The sequence below is a fragment of the Anaerolineae bacterium genome, assembly GCA_016931895.1.
GTDB lineage: Bacteria > Chloroflexota > Anaerolineae > 4572-78 > J111 > JAFGNV01.
Window position 1 is genome coordinate 1 of the sequence record JAFGDY010000206.1, and the last position, 14542, is coordinate 14542.

Below are 14542 nucleotides of genomic sequence, written 5' to 3' on the forward strand. Positions count from 1 at the left end.
ACCAGTTTTCCTCCTTCTTGTTTGTTACATTTCTTGCTGATCAGTATATCATTTATTTTGCACTTGTTCTAGACATGAGCCAAAAATAAAAGTCTAACGGGTTAGGCCCTAACAAATAGGGCAGACCGCGTGGCGCATCTGCCCTGGCGCGTCTGCCCTATTGATTGGTAATTCTGCTAAAAAAATTTAGGCCTCAAGAAAAGCGGCTCTTGCTTCCTGGAGCTTAGTTTCTACTTCTTCCAACGCCTTGGGGCCAAACCCTTCCAGGGCTAACAACCGGTCTTTATCCATTTTAGCCAGGTCGCCCACCGTCACCACATCGGCCCCTTGCAAAATTTGATAAATACGATCGCTCAACTCAAGCGCGACCAATTTTTGTTTCAAAAACCGCTGGTTTATTTTCGCTTGAGCCTGTTGCTGGCGTTTGCTCATATCGGCCTGGTGTTCGCTGTAACGATCAAGACGTTTCAAAAAGCGGTCAACCTGGCCGGCGGAGTCAACAATGCGTTGTTCTCCGGTAAAAAAGGGATGGCATTGGGAACAAACGTCGGTGCGAATCACTTCTACCGTTGAGCCGGTGGTCCAAGTATTGCCGCAGGAGCAGATTACCTGGGCATTAGGGTAATACTTGGGATGAATATTACTTTTCATTGCTCACAACCTCTCTGCGTTTAAACAGCTTCGGGATAAACGCTGATCCGCTTTTTGTCCCGGCTGATGTGTTCAAATTTGACAAAACCTTCAGCGGTGGCAAAAAGCGTATAATCGCGCCCCATGCCCACATTCACGCCCGGGTGAAACTTGGTCCCCTTTTGGCGAACCAGAATGTGGCCGGATTTCACCAACTCACCGCCAAACTTTTTAACGCCAAGCCGTTTACTTTGACTATCACGCCCGTTGCGGCTGGAGCCGCCGCCTTTTTTATGCGCCATCTGTACTCTCCTCTGTTTTGGTTTTGGCTTTAGCCCTGGCTTTGGCCGCTATTTTGTCAATGCGCAGGCGGGTAAAATTTTGCCGGTGTCCTTGCTTTTTGTGATAATTTTTTTTGTGTTTATACACAATCACTTTTTTACTCCGCCCGTGGCCTTCAACCGTGGCCGTTACCTGCGCGCCTTCAACCAAAGGGGTGCCAACCTTAACGTCTTTGTCCCCCCCGATCATTAAAACGCGCTCAATTTTTACTTTGTCGCCTACTGCCACAGACAGCTTTTCCACTTCTATCACGTCGCCTTCGGCCACACGATACTGTTTGCTGCCGTTTTCTATCACTGCATACATGATCCGGTTTCTCTCCAATAGGATTTTGCCTATCTAACAAAAAACAAGTGCGACCGTGCCTTCCGGTCACACAAAAGAGTATTATATTCGTCCAGGTTAAAGTTGTCAAAAAAAGCTAACATAAATTCAGGGCCATTCAATTCCATTTGGCCATCATCGTTTGCCCGCCGTATACTTGCTGGCCCACTTTCACCAGCACCTCTACTTCCGGCGGCAGCAGCAGGTCAACCCGGCTGCCAAACCTGATCAGGCCCAATCGCTGCCCGGCCACAACCCGGTCTCCATTTTCCACCCAACACACAATGCGCCGGGCCAAAATGCCGGCAATCTGTTTAATCGCCAGCCGGCCTCGCGGCGTTTCTAAACCAATTAAGTTCGACTCGTTACGGCGCGTATCTTTGAGAAAAGCCGGGGCAAAACTGCCGGGTTCATAATGGGTCAGCAAAACCTGGCCGGGGTAGGGATTGTGCTGGACGTGTACGTCAAAAATGGTCATAAAAACGCTCACCCGCCGCGCCTGGCCCTGGATAAAGTGGGGTTCATGCACCAATTCAATATCCGTTACCCGGCCATCGGCGGGAGCGATGATCACGTTTGGAGAGGTTGAGGCAGGGATACGTTCCGGGTCTCTAAAAAAGTAGAATACCCAGCCCAGTAAAATGGCCGGAAACAAAACCAGCCAACGTCGCCGCGCCAACAAAGTTAGCCCAACGGCGCCGGTTAAACTCAATACAATGGCGGGCACCTCCCGCCAGGCTGCCAAAATACCGCTCCACATTGTTTAACTCTCGCTCAAACGTCGCCGGTGTTGGGCCATACGGTAAAGAAAAACAACCGGCCCACTGAGACCATACAGCGCGAAAACGCCAAAAGGAACTGCTCGCCAGCCGCCGGCCAGAACGCCCCAACCGATGACCACTACGGCGACAGCGGCTAGAAGGAATGGCGGCGCTTTGATAACGTGGATATTTTTGGGGTAAGGAAACACGCTGACCATCAAGTAGCTGACCAGTACCACCGCTGCCATCCACCAGATGTGAATGACCCAATGCTGCCAAAAACTGCCGGTAATCAGGATCAAACTGGCCGCCGGAATGGGCAATCCCTTGAAGTAGGCCCGGCGATCTGAGGGCAGGGTGTTATACCGGGCCAACCGATAGGCCCCGGCTAGCACAAACACCAGCGAGGTAGCCATGGCCACGTGATTAGCCACGCCCACGTAGATCATCAGCCGGTAAACCATAATGGTTGGCGCCACGCCAAAGGTAACCACGTCGGCCAGCGAATCCAATTCTTTGCCCAGGTGACTGATGGCCTCCAGCCGAACCGCTAATTGGCCGTCTAACAGGTCCAGGATAGAGCCAAGAATAATCAACCATCCGGCCAGAAAAAACCTATCGTCAAATAAAACCATAATCGCCGACGCGCCCAACAAGAGCGAGCAGATGGTGGCCACACTGGGCATTGCAGTTTTTACTTTTTTTCTTTTAGACACTCCATTTCTCCCTTCCTCCATCTGATTTTGTCAATCAACCCCCGGCTTTTGCCAATAGTAGGTCCAACTGGGGGGAACATTCCACCAAACGGCTCGCCGTTTGATTTGGTATTTGGCGGCAAAGGTGTCAATTATCTCTTGATTGGCCCTCATCTGGGCGCGGACGGTTGCGCCGCCAAAGAGATATTTGAACCGGCTGATAAAAATGTAATGCACGTAACTAAATACACCGCCTGGCTGCAATTGGTTCATCATCAATGCCAGGATTTCTTGGACCATGGCCGATGGAAAGTTGGTCAAGGGCAGGCTAAACACAATAAAATTGTAAAAATGACTGCTTGAAATATGGCGCACGTCATCAATAATAAAATTGATCTCAACATCCTGTTTTTGAAATTGGGTTTCTTGCCGGAAACGCTGTTGCAAACTCTCCATTAAGCGGGGATTGATTTCAACAATATCCAGCGTATCACCCGGTTGCAACAACGGCACAATTTCTCTGGTAAATGCGCCCGTGCCCGCGCCGGCCTCCAAGACGCGCACCGGGCCCTGTTTGCGGGCCAAATAAGCCACCACCGCCCGGGCCAAAGCCCGAGAACTGGGCAGAATAGCCCCAACGTGAAAAAAATCCTGGATGAATTGCCGGAAAAAGAGTTGCCGCTGTGACATAACTTTTGGGTCGGTTCTGTTTTTTAAATACGGATGGTAGTAGGGTGAGGAGATAACAAAAGCACCCCGGACAGGACTCGAACCTGTAACCTACTGCTTAGAAGATAGACTGTTACTATGACAATATTGGGCATTGGATAAAAAATACGATCGGTTTGAAACAATTAATTTAACAAACAAGTGGAATTATGTCAAAAAATTGGGGGCATAAAATGGACCCCAAAAATTGGACACGAAGAAATGACATAGCTCCAGTTTATAGGGTTTGACCGTATCTGACAATAGCCTTTTTTCACGATAGATTTTTCCATCTTTTGGTGGTATCATAAGGGGTAATTTACCCGGTAAACAAATACAGGAAAACATAGTCAGCACTTTCGACTACATAGAGATAGGTGAGCGCCATTAGCCGGGCCGGTGCATGGATGACTTGATCAATGTCCGCTAGCGGGTGCAGTTCCGGGTCAGTCTGTGGATTGGCCATCTCGCGCTTCCTCCGATCTGCACCTAAGAGAGGCAAGTGAAGATTTTAATTATCGTTGGCAATTGCCAAATTAGAGGCCGGTTGTCCCCGATTTCACCCGTAACGTTCGCAATCTGTTCAGCGCTGCTGCCAGTTCATACACCCGGAACGCCACGTAGTCGCCGGTTTGGCGGGGGTCCAGGGCATCCAGCCCCTCCTGCTCAATTTCCCGGATAACGGCCTCAACCACAGCCGCCACCTCCCGCCGGTTGTCCATAAACCTCTCGCGGGCCAGGTTGAGCGCCTGGCCAATGGCCCGCACCTGCCCTTCGTCAACCAGTTGGGCCACCGCGCTCATGTCAATTTCTTCCAGGCCAAATAAAACGGCCCGCAAGGCTCGGCCCTTGATGCTCACCTCTCGTTTGCCTTTGCGCGGATTCAAACTTTTGGCCAGGGGGATACGCGGGGTAAGCGCAGGCCAGGCAGCGGTGCTTTCTACCTGCCGACCGGTGGGGTGTTGGGCTGCAATGGTCCTGGCTTTGGCGGTCACATCTTGGGGCAGATATGTGTCCATGCGAATAACGGTATCGGCTACGTCAAAATAATCGCCGCTGCCACCCAGCACCAGGATGCTGCTCACCCCTCGCGTTCTCTCGTCCTCTGCCGGGGATTGGGCGGGAGCGGCCAATTGGCGCACCCGGTCAATAAAAGGCGTGATCGGCTCGCCCGATTTTTCCACCAGGGCCTGCATGCGGGCATCGCGGATCATTAAATTGGTGGCGCACGTGTCTTCGTCCAACAACAGTAGTTTAGCGCCTACTTCTAACGCCTCAATGATGTTGGCCGCCTGACTGGTGCTGCCGCTTGCGTTGTCGGTGCGGAAGGCGGCGGCGTGGCCGTGGTCGGGCAGGTTGTTGACAAAGGGCCGAATATCCACGCCTTCTACCCCGCGGCCATCCTCGGCCCGGATTTTCACCGCAGTGGGATTAGTGACCACCAACTCGCGCCCGTCGCCGGGGATGTGGTTGTAGACGCCTTTTTCCAGGGCCAACAGCAACGTGCTTTTGCCGTGATACCCCCCGCCAACAATCAAAGTGACGCCCGCCGGAATCCCCATTCCGGTTATTTTTCCGGCGTGCGGCAATGTAACTTCAACGCGCAGGCTGGAGGGAGAGCGAAAAGGGATAACGTTGTCGCTCCGCAGGGGCCGGTCGTCCACACCGGAGCGACGGGGCAAAATACTGCCATCGGCCACAAAAGCCACCAAACCCAATTCCGGCAGTTTGGCCCGGAGCGTGTCGGCATCCTCGGCTGCATCAAGGTGAGCGGCCAGCCGTTTTTGATCAAGGCGGGCGTATTTGAGGGCGGCGTTGGCGATTTGGGGCAGGTCATTACACAGCATGGCCGCGGCCTGCCGGCCCAGTACGCGCCGTCCCTGGGCGGGCAGGCCAACCATTAAACGGGCTTCCACAAATTCGGCCGTAACAATGGTGGCGGAGCGCTCCAGAATTTCCTGGCCGGGCGGGTCCATGGCTATCAGGCCGCTTTTGCCGGAACCCCGGCTGCGGTTGCTCAAGGCGCGGCATTGGCCGGAGAAGACGCGGGCCAGGAAGTCGCGCAGGGCAATCATGCGGCTGCGATTGGCCCGACTATCAGCGGGAAAACCGGCTGCCGGCATAGGCAGGCGGACTCTGACGCGAGACGGAGCCGCAAAAGGATCGCCCTGCACGTGGTCAATGAACAGGGTAAAGTCGTCAAAGGCATAACTGCCCCGGATATCTTTGTAAGCGGGATAACCTTTGCCATCAATGCGGCTCAGGTGGCGTTGTAAGTCGGCGCCGGTTTGCGGCATCCCCAACTCCTGATATTGAGGGTTGGCCCGGTTTAGGTTGTGGCCGATTTATCCGATGAGCCAGACGTAGCTGACCTGACCCGTTTTAGCACATCGTACCAAAAAGAACTGCCCTGGGCCACAGCCAGCCAGGTGATGGCCCAGCCAAACACTTTTAACAGCCATCCTGGCGCGTCCTGGGGCAGCGGCACACTCCAGAGAATGGGTATCTGCAATTCTTCCAACTCGGCCACGTAGCCCACTATGTCAACTGTTTCCGGGTCGGGAGCCTGGTTGATATATTCTTCAGCTTTGGCCACAGCCACGGCTCGCAGGGCAGGCTCAACCCACAGCCGATTGGCCACGGCAATGCTGTCGGCATCCAGGGCCATGGTGACCACCAGGGCGCAGATAATGGCAATGTGCCGGGCGTGTTGGGTGTAGAGCAGCGACACGTTTTTCATAACATCGTTGTACCACAGCTCCAGATTTTGCCGGGCGGTTTGGATATTTTCAACGGTTGAGTCAATAACACACTTCAACGCGGTTTTCATATCCCCTTCAGGTAATTCTTTGATAAACTCTCTGGCTTGCGCTAATTTGTCCTCCTCGGCAGAGTCGGGGGTCAGGATGTCAAGCAGGGCTGTGGCAAAAGTGGTGGCCGGAATATCGGTCACGTCAGTTTCCTGGATTTCTCGGCCCATCATTTTGACCTGCATGGGCCTGAGATTCTTGATCAAGGGGTGATTCATAAATCGTTCATAAAGGTCGGCATCCTGCAACCGTTCTTTGAGAACGTACTTCAAATCTTTGGCCCGCATCTCTGTCCACTGGTTAATGGCGGTAGTGATGTATGACACTACCAGGCTCAAAACATAATAAAGTAAAATCAGGCCAATGGCCACGCTTAAAATATTGGGTAAGTTTGACATTTTTTCCTCCAAAAAAATTGTGAATAGTGAATAGTGAATTGTGAATGGTTATCTGCCCTATTTACTGAATCGTTGCTTGTTGCTTCAAATGATTGGCGGGTTTTTGAATGATCATTGCTCTTTTAATCAAGTAGACTTTGCCTAAATTTTTGTCCGGCTTGTTCCAAATCCTCATCTAAGGCGAAGGTCAGGCTACGGATGCGAATGTCGCCAATGGTTTCGTCCAGGGGTTGAGGCAGGCGAGTGGGATAGATCAAAATGGCTTCGCGGCAGCCTTTGGCTTCGGCGTAAGTGACCACTTGAAAAATGTCATTGTGGGCGGGGATGCCAGGTGTTTTGTATTTGGTGTCTAACACGCAGCGCGTCGCGCCGGTGTGGGTGTCGTACAGCACCAGGTCAATCTCAAATTGCAGCGTGTTGGTCTGGCTAAGGTTGACCTTCTCCTGGATGTTAAGGTTGATGTTATCCGGCAGGTGCGCCTTGAGCCATTCGGCCACAAACAGTTCGTACAGGCGGGCCATATTCACCAGGAAGGGCAGCATTTTTTGCCGGCCCATCTGGTGGCCGGGGCCGCTCTGCTCTAAAAAGAAACGGCAGAGGGCGTGCAGAGGTTGGTAGTCGTGGTTGAGCCGGTGGTACAGCCGGTTAAGACAGGCCTGGGGCGGCTGGGGCATCAGCGTGACCGGCCCTTGCAAGGCGCGATACGCCCGGCGAATGGCGGGCAGCACCCGTTCTGTACACGCGCCACTGCGCGCGATACAAAAAAGGGTCCAGAGCAGAATGTGGTTATCCGCAACGTCGGCGGTGTGTTCCTGGTAATGGCAGTTGAGCTTGATTTGGCCGGGCGAGCGGAGCGACTGGGCCACGTCTAACCGGCCCCGCACGTAGGGCAATTCTTCCGCCCGGGGCAGATAGGCGCGGTAAAAACCCTGGCGGCCCCGGTCCAACACCCGGCGGGCCAGAAGATGGGCCAGGCGTTCATAAAACTCCGGCAACGATTGGCAGTCAACCAGCCCGGGCAAGATGTTGAAGTCAAGATGATAAGCGTATTCTAACATCCTGAAGATGTTGGCCAGGGGCATTTTGGGCCGGAGAGCAAAATGCAACTCCGGGGTCAGGGGAATGTGGCCAACCCAGCCCAACGAGCGCAGTTGCCATTGATCGTCAGTTTTGGGGGTGGGGAATTCCACCTCAACTTGGTTGGCGTAGTGACGCAACAAGGCTTCCCCTGCCGCGAGGGATATTTCCGGCGGAGCCAGGCGCACGGGTTCGTATTCGGTTAGCGAGAGGATTCTTGGTTGGGCAGAATTCATGGCCAAATTTTCTGTTCAATAGCCGGCCAGCGAAAATCTTCCACTTTTTGGGCCTGGTCAAAAAAGTACTCTTCCAGGTATGGCTCAATTTCCATGCGCCAGATGTCTTCGATCTGGGCGCTTAAGTTTTGGTGAAGGAAGAACGTTATCCCGATAGCGTAGTGAGGATCGGCGATTTCCCGGTTCAGCCGGATCAAAAGCTCAATCAAATTTTCAACCGGAAAGCCGGTTTGTTTTTGCCGATGGTAAAGCCGCAGCACCTCGTAGTTGGGGGAGAGGACGATAAAGGCGAAGCGCCGCCGCAGGGCGTGGTCAACCAGGGCAATGGACCGGTCGGCGGTGTTCATAGTGCCGATGAGCCGCACGTTGGCCGGGATGGCGAATTTTTCTCCTCCGGCCAGGGGAATTTGGCGCCGGCGATATTCCAGCAGGTACATCAACTCGCCAAAAACGCGGGCCAGGTTGGCCCGGTTGATCTCGTCAATAATCAAGACGCAACGGCTTTGGCGCTGGTTGGCCTTTTGGCAAAATTCCAAAAAGCGGCCCGGCACCAGGGGGTAGTCCAGCCCGCCTTCCGGCCTGGCCTTGGGGCGTAAGCCCTGGATAAAGTCCTCGTAGGCGTAGGCCGGGTGGAACTGCACCAGGTCTACAAAGCCATCGCCGCCGCCAATCAGGTGTTGGGCCAACTTTTCGGCGATAAAGGTTTTGCCCGTGCCCGGCGGGCCGTAAAAAATGGCCTGCCCTTTGCGCTCGATGGCGCGCACCCAGCGGGCCAGTTCGGTTTCGGCCAGGCCGGTGTCGGCGGCCAGTTGGGAGAGGGGGTAGGGTTGGAATATAATATCTAGTTCTTCTTCTTTAACTTTACTTATGCTTTTAGTCTCTGCCCCTAAACCATGTTCTCGGTTAAACATAAATAGGAACAAATCTAATTCAAGAAAATCTTGAGCATAAAGCTTTTCTTTAAGGTTACGTAGTGTTTCTTCATAGGCCTCTATCGAGTTGGTGATTTCATATCCTAAATTTTTTAGTATCCGTTTGCCTTCGTTATTGTAAAGACCAAACTCAGTTGGATGAAAAAGCATAACCAGGCCAGTGATGATATTATTTCCAAAACCATAAATTTTGGAGATTTGTTGAGCTTTCTGCATTGGAGTCAGGTTTGCGTCATTTAGAATATATAGAGCTTGACGGAGGTATTCTAATTTTTTTGTATCATCTTTTAATTTCGGCGCGTACACTCGACTGGCAGAACCCCAAATATAGTTACCATGAAGTTCCAATTCACTCGACTCGATGGCTTGTTCTATATCATCTATAATTTTTTCAAAATCAGATGGCTCATTGAAATTGATTCGTTTGCCTTGCAGATACGTAGCACTTTGGTTAACCCATACTTCACGATTGAAAGTCTCCAGGTCTATTTCATCAGAATTTGAGAGAAGTGCCCGAATTTGTTCTGCACGCTTTCGTCGGAGTGTCACCAAAAAATGATTGGAAGAGTCTTGTTGAAACTGAAGAAAGGCTGCTTTAAGTTTTTCTTCCATTTTGCCACGCGCCAAATCCATATCGCTTCTCCTTTGAGGTAAAGGTTCAGAAATGGTATCGTGAATTGGGGTCATCTCGCTTTCATCAGCCAAATCTGAGTCGATTTGGTAAATTGCTTCTTCCTCGCCAATCTCTTGGTGAAAGGCTGTAAGATGCCGCTCGTAGCGCAATTCTGTTTCGGCCAGCAGCCCGGCCAAGAGGCGCTCGCGTTTTTCCGGGTCAAAAAGAGCCTCAACGATTTCGGGGTTGTGCTGTTTCCAGAAGGGGGTGCGTTTCCAGGCGTGGAATTTGCCGGCAATAAAATCAAGGGTGGTTTCAAAGGCGGCCTGTAAATCGCTGGTGAGGGGGCGGACGGTTTCCATAAGCAGGTGGTAACTGCGCACTTCCGGCTCGCCTTCTTTCCGTTCGGAGGGGAGGGGGGTGAATCGTTCATTCCAGGAGACCTGATTGGCCAGCAGGGCCATTTCCACGCGGGGCGCGGTGAGGCTTGGCCCACGAAAGCCCAGCACCAGCCAGCGGCCAAAGTTGAGATGCAGGCACAGTTTGCCGGAGTGATGCGGCAGGGTGAGGGCAAAACGGGGATCGTAAGGATTTTTAAGGCCCAGCTGTTTGACCGTTTCCCGCAGCAGGTCAAAGGCCCAGTTTGCTTCAGCCCGGTCTATAAAAATTTGAGAGAAAGGTTCGGCTAAGTTGTTATCTGGCTGCTTTTTGCTCATGCCCGGTTTGACGGTGGTGGCTCATTTTAACATTACTTCCATCATACCACTTTTGGGCCAGGCTGACAATGTTGGCGCGGGTTTAATTGCTTTTAACGAATGCCCCGCGGCAATTTGGTGGCCACAGGTTGAAAACCCCGCCAGCGGGCGAGCATCTCTTTAAGACCCTCGGCCAGGTTGAAGCGAGGCTGAAAGCCCAAACCCATCAATTTGGTCGAGTCAACGGCAAAGCTGATTTCGGTGAGAATATCTTGATCCGTATAGCGAATGGTGGCATCGGGGACGATGCTTTGCAAGGTTTGGGCAATTTCATTGGCGGTGGGGTTCAGGGTAACGGCGTTGATAATTTTGCCCTCTACCTTGGGGTTGGCCAGGCATAATTGCAAAGCCGCCGAGGCGTCTTGCACGTGAATGAGGGGGCGAATCTGGTTGCCGCTGCCGTGAATGATCATCGGGCGCTTAACGCCAACCAGGTAAGCCAGGCGGCTGGCGATAGCGTCAAAGCGCATGGCCGGGGCGTTGCCAAACGTGGTTCCCAGGCGGACGATGGTGAAACGCAGCCCCCGTTCACCGCCCTGTAAAACCTCTTCTTCGCCCTTACGTTTAGAGACCGCATACGGCCCGATGGGGCGGCATACGTCTGTTTCCCGGAACGGCCCTCCTGGCCCGTAAACGCTGGCCGAGCTTGAATAAAGTAACCGGAACACTCCCGCATTAAGGGCTGCTTCAACCACGGTGGCCGTGCCCCAATGGTTGATCTGTTCCGTCCATTCGGGATGGTCAAAGCTGAGGGGGGTGCGCACAATGGCCGCAAGATGCACTACCTGGCTGACCCCTTGCATGGCTCGTTCCAGGTTGAGCCGGTCAAGGATGTCGCCCTCAATGAACTGGTAATGCCCTTCATCCGGCAGGTCCATCAGGCCGCAGAAGTGGTGGCGTTGCAGGTTGTCGTAAATGCGGAGGGTATGGTGGGCAAAATGCGGGTTTGTGGCCAGGTCACGAATGAGTTGAGAACCGATATAACCCGCTCCTCCCGTGATCAAAATAACTTGCTTGTCAGATTGGTGGTTGGTCATGGTGTCCCTTCCTCTACATTATCCATTAAATTCAGGTGCAACCCACATTCATTTTTGTCTATTCCGGCCCAACGTCCGGCCCGGTCATCCTCGTTAAGCAAGACGGGGCGAGTGCAGGGAGCGCAACCAATGCTGCGGTAGCCTTTGGCAAACAGGGGATGAGTTGGGAGTTGATGCCGCTGAATATACTCGTCTATTTGCGCCCTGGTCCATTCCAGGAGGGGATAAATTTTGAGCGGGCCTGTGGGCTGGGTTTCAAGCACGGGTAAGTTTTGCCGGTTGGCGGTTTGGTCGCGCCGGATGCCGCTGATCCAACCCTCAAAACCGGCCAATGCTCTTTGCATTGGTTCAACTTTGTGGATATAACAACACAAATCAGGGTCTCGACGGTAGAGAGCGGCGCCATATTGGTCGGCGAGTTGGCTTTTTTCAATTGCCGGGCGAACAATGACCAGATTCAAGCCGAAGCGGGTATGGAGGTTATCACGAAAGGCAAGCGTTTCTGGAAAATGAAAACCGGTATCAAGGAAAATGACTGGCATTTCAGGACAGACCTGTGAGATCAAGTGCAACAGAGGCACGCTCTGGGTTTGAAATGAGGAACTGGCGGTGACGTGGGAGCCAAAAGTATCCCAAGCCCATTGCAAAATTTCTTCAGCAGATGAGTGGGCAAAGCGTTTATTTAAAAGAGGCATATTTAAATGTGTCAAGCTGACGGGCCTCTGCTTGGCCAAGACTGACTGACGTCTCTTCCCGTTGAACCTCTTTTTTGTTATTGAACAGTTACTATAAATTTTACCGCGTCTTGCTCATTTGACAAGAGCAGGCGTTGATTATGGGCGGGCCGGTAAAGGCCGATCAAGAGTTGATATTGGCCCGATGGTGCGCCCTGGGGCAGCCACAGGCCGTAACGATCCACAATTGTCCGGCCGGTGGACCAAGTTGAGGTGGGGCGCGTCCAGTAAACAGGTTGACCATCCGCCTGGGCGACTATTTGGCCGGTATCGCTCAGGAGATGAATGAAGACGTGATAGTTTTCAGAAATCGGGGCAAGGGCCTGCCAGTGTAGCTCGAGGGGCAGGGCTGCGCCGGGCGGGCTAGTGGGGGGATAGGCCACCTGGTTGAGCGCAATCAAATTGGCAAATACGGCGTTTGGAGAGATAGCCTGGTTGGCCAGATTTTGGGGAAACGCAAACAGGACCAGCCGTTGCCCGTCAAAATTGTCATTGCGGGCGCGAAAACCACGGGTTAACAGAGTTTGCTCGATGGCGCTTTCTGCCGGCGGTAGCCAGTTAGGGAGCCACCATATTTGTTGGTGGGCCGTCATCGTCTCGTCCAGCCGCCGGGTGGCATCGGAGGGGAGGGGAAACCCGCCGTAGTTCAAACCTAACACCGGGGCGCGGCCCTGGTACAACTCGGCCAGGGGCATGGCCATTTCGGGGTCGTTGGTGATAACGGCGTCGGTGGGGCGGATGGCTTCATTGAGCGCGGCGATGGCTTGAGATAACGGCTGAGAGGGGAGGGTGTGGGTGTAGAGGAGCAGGGAGAGGAGAGACAGGAGGGAAAAAGAAAGAGGAAGGAGGAAGGATGAATTGTGAATTGTGAATTGTGAATTGTGAACTGTGAACGGTTTTCTTTTTTGCCCGTTTGCGATTTGCGATTTGCGATTTACCATTTGCCGATTTGCTGATTTGAGATACCAGCCGGTGATGATGACGTTTGCCAACAATAGGGCCAGCAGCCAACCGTTGAAGCGGCCCTGCCAGGCCCAGGCCAGGTCCAGGGTGTGGGGGGTGATAAAGGTCCAGGCGTTCAGGAGGGGGGAGTATTGCGGGTGAAAAAAAGTTTGGGGCGCAAAAAGGGACAGGCCGGTGTCCAGGAGGTAGTTTTGGAAGGGGGTGAAATCGGTGGAGACGGCCAGAAGTTGGGGGATCAGTCCCAGGCCGGCCAGGATCAGGTAGGCGAGGCGGAAAATCAGGCCGGAGCGGTTTTTGGTGTTTGGGCCGGGGAAGGCGCGGGCGGCAACCGGGGCCAGGAACACGGTCCAAAACGGCAGGGTGGGGATCATAAAACGCGGCCCCCAGGCAAACCCGCCGTGCCACATGAACCACTTGCCGTACAGGAACAGGTGAATGAGGATGACGCCCAAGGCCAGCAGGGCTTCGGCGGGAAAGCGGCGCAGGGCCGGCCGGAATCCCCAAAAGCTCAAAATGAAAATGGGACAATAGAGCAGCAGACCCCGCCCGGGGCTGAGAAGCTGGCCGACGACGCCTTGCCACAGCACGGCGCTGAAGGTTTCTTGAGGCAGGTAGCCGGTATTAAAGGGATCGCCGTAGCGGGTGATGTTGAAGACAAGGAGGCCCAGGCCAATGAACAAGATGGGGGTGGTAAAGGCGATGAGGCCTGGCCAGAGGATAGGCTGGCGGAACAAAAGCAGGCGAGGTGTCCGGCCAAAGCGCAGATAGTAGAGCAGTAATATACCAAACACAGACAGAAACAATATCTCGGCATAGCGCGTGGCCACGTTCCAGCCCAGGCAAAGACCGGCCAGAAGGGGGTAGACGAGAATAGAGGGCGGCAGGGAAGCCGGGGAGTTAGTGGATTGCGCCTGGAGGATGTGCCGGAATTTGAGCAGAGCGTAAGCTGCCGCCAGCAAGAGGAACCCGGAAAAGGGATCGCTGAACAGAGATTTGGCGTAAGGCCAGGCCAGAGTGGCCAGGCCGTAAGTGAGAGCAACAATGAAGCCGGCGCGTTGGCTAGAGCCTAAGCGGCGCAGGTAGACCAGCAGAATGACGGCCGTTAGGGCAGTGACAATGGCGTTAAAGAGCAAACTCACGCTGACCGGGCCTAACCAGGGAATGACCAAACCCAGCCAGGTCAGCGGCAGCAGGGCGAGGGGCAGGCCAATGCCTTTGCGCGAGTAGGGCAGACCATTCAGGCCGTAGGTGCCTTGCTGTAAACCCATCCAGCGGATTTGCTCAATATCCAGCGCGCCCCGGCGGGCCAAACTTTCGGCGGTGGAGAACATAGCCAGGCCGTCGCTGGAGTTGATGCGCGGGGTGTAGGTGAGCAGGTAGACGGCGAACAGGAAAAGAAAGAGGGGGAGCGTATGGCGTATGGCGTATTTTGTATTGTTTAGCGGCGTTTTTGTTTGGGGCAATTGGGTTCTACCTCTGTTGATTTGGAAACTGCCAACTGTGGTGAGCAATCTACCACCTGCTCCA

General features: G+C 53.6%; 14 protein-coding genes. All 14 read right to left on the reverse strand.

Annotated features, from left to right (window positions below; genetic code table 11):
* Nucleotides 1–186 precede the first annotated feature (186 nt).
* Nucleotides 187–651, reverse strand: coding sequence for a 50S ribosomal protein L31 (gene rpmE, locus JW953_14995; GenBank protein MBN1994005.1), 465 nt, complete (start codon nt 649–651; stop codon nt 187–189).
* A gap of 20 nt (nt 652–671) precedes the next feature.
* The gene (rpmA, locus tag JW953_15000; protein ID MBN1994006.1) at nt 672–932 is read right to left on the reverse strand and encodes a 50S ribosomal protein L27; all 261 of its coding nucleotides are present in this window, start codon (nt 930–932) and stop codon (nt 672–674) included.
* Nucleotides 922–1278: a 50S ribosomal protein L21 gene (gene rplU / locus JW953_15005; GenBank protein ID MBN1994007.1), complete on the reverse strand. Its 357-nt coding sequence runs from the start codon at nt 1276–1278 to the stop codon at nt 922–924. Before rplU ends, rpmA begins: the two co-directional genes overlap by 11 nt.
* Before the next feature lie 136 nt (nt 1279–1414).
* Nucleotides 1415–2056, reverse strand: coding sequence for a phosphatidylserine decarboxylase (locus tag JW953_15010; GenBank protein ID MBN1994008.1), 642 nt, complete (start codon nt 2054–2056; stop codon nt 1415–1417).
* Between the two features lie 3 nt (nt 2057–2059).
* Complete coding sequence (gene pssA / locus JW953_15015) at nt 2060–2773, reverse strand: CDP-diacylglycerol--serine O-phosphatidyltransferase (protein ID MBN1994009.1); 714 nt, start codon at nt 2771–2773, stop codon at nt 2060–2062.
* Nucleotides 2774–2803: 30 nt separating this feature from the next.
* Nucleotides 2804–3442 carry a methyltransferase domain-containing protein gene (locus JW953_15020; protein MBN1994010.1) on the reverse strand — a complete coding sequence of 213 codons (639 nt, stop codon included), beginning with the start codon at nt 3440–3442 and terminating at the stop codon, nt 2804–2806.
* 337 nt (nt 3443–3779) lie between these two features.
* Nucleotides 3780–3926: a hypothetical protein gene (locus JW953_15025; GenBank protein MBN1994011.1), complete on the reverse strand. Its 147-nt coding sequence runs from the start codon at nt 3924–3926 to the stop codon at nt 3780–3782.
* A 70-nt stretch (nt 3927–3996) separates the two neighbouring features.
* Nucleotides 3997–5757 carry an ABC-ATPase domain-containing protein gene (locus tag JW953_15030; protein MBN1994012.1) on the reverse strand — a complete coding sequence of 587 codons (1761 nt, stop codon included), beginning with the start codon at nt 5755–5757 and terminating at the stop codon, nt 3997–3999.
* Between the two features lie 32 nt (nt 5758–5789).
* Nucleotides 5790–6668 (reverse strand): hypothetical protein, encoded by an 879-nt coding sequence (locus JW953_15035; GenBank protein MBN1994013.1) that lies wholly within the window; start codon nt 6666–6668, stop codon nt 5790–5792.
* A 122-nt stretch (nt 6669–6790) separates the two neighbouring features.
* Nucleotides 6791–7981 carry a restriction endonuclease gene (locus JW953_15040; protein MBN1994014.1) on the reverse strand — a complete coding sequence of 397 codons (1191 nt, stop codon included), beginning with the start codon at nt 7979–7981 and terminating at the stop codon, nt 6791–6793.
* Nucleotides 7978–9546: an AAA family ATPase gene (locus JW953_15045; protein MBN1994015.1), complete on the reverse strand. Its 1569-nt coding sequence runs from the start codon at nt 9544–9546 to the stop codon at nt 7978–7980. Before JW953_15045 ends, JW953_15040 begins: the two co-directional genes overlap by 4 nt.
* Nucleotides 9547–10334: 788 nt before the next feature.
* Nucleotides 10335–11318, reverse strand: coding sequence for an NAD(P)-dependent oxidoreductase (locus JW953_15050; protein ID MBN1994016.1), 984 nt, complete (start codon nt 11316–11318; stop codon nt 10335–10337).
* Nucleotides 11315–12013: a phosphoadenylyl-sulfate reductase gene (locus JW953_15055; GenBank protein ID MBN1994017.1), complete on the reverse strand. Its 699-nt coding sequence runs from the start codon at nt 12011–12013 to the stop codon at nt 11315–11317. The genes JW953_15050 and JW953_15055 overlap by 4 nt, the downstream gene beginning before the upstream one ends.
* 77 nt (nt 12014–12090) lie before the next feature.
* Nucleotides 12091–14478, reverse strand: a complete 2388-nt coding sequence (locus tag JW953_15060; protein MBN1994018.1) for a hypothetical protein — start codon at nt 14476–14478, stop codon at nt 12091–12093.
* Nucleotides 14479–14542: the final 64 nt, after the last annotated feature.